Origin of the sequence: Gillisella terrae, from assembly GCF_004801395.1 — a bacterium.
In the GTDB taxonomy this organism is placed as follows: domain Bacteria; phylum Pseudomonadota; class Alphaproteobacteria; order Rhizobiales; family Rhizobiaceae; genus Allorhizobium; species Allorhizobium terrae.
Window position 1 is genome coordinate 1 of record NZ_SSOA01000031.1, and the last position, 486, is coordinate 486.

At 56.8% G+C, this 486-nt stretch carries 1 pseudogene; it reads right to left on the reverse strand.

Annotation, left to right across the window (positions count from 1 at the left end):
• Window positions 1-486 (reverse strand): annotated as a pseudogene (locus tag E6C51_RS20010) (polysaccharide biosynthesis/export family protein); the annotation flags it as partial.

Consider the following 486-nt stretch of genomic DNA (forward strand, 5'->3'; position numbering starts at 1 on the left):
CTGCGACGATACCGACGGGGCTTGCGACGATGTTTATGAACTTTGAGAAGTCGACGGATGGGTGACGGGACGCATAGATGACGTCGCGGTTTTTGACTTCGAATGTCTGTCCGATGAGGAGGCTGTCAGCTTTTTCCATGCTGAGGCGATAGACGACGGGGTATTTTCCGTCCTTGTCGGGCTGCATGCCGTTGGCGAGGAGTTGCTTGACGCGGGCGGGGCCGACGAGATCCATGAGGACTTCGGGCTCTTCGAAGCGGAAGACGAAGTAGCCCTTCATGTTGACGGATGCGCTGTCTGCGCCGCCAGCGAGGGCAATGGCTTCGAGCAGGTTGACATCGCTTGCGCCAAACTCGACGCGCTTGGCCTGTTTGACAGAGCCGAGAATGGTGAAGGTCTGCGGATCGCGGTAGACATAGATCTGGTCCTTGGGCTGGACCGGAATGTTTTCCTTGGGATTTTCGATGATATCCTTGAGCAGAACCG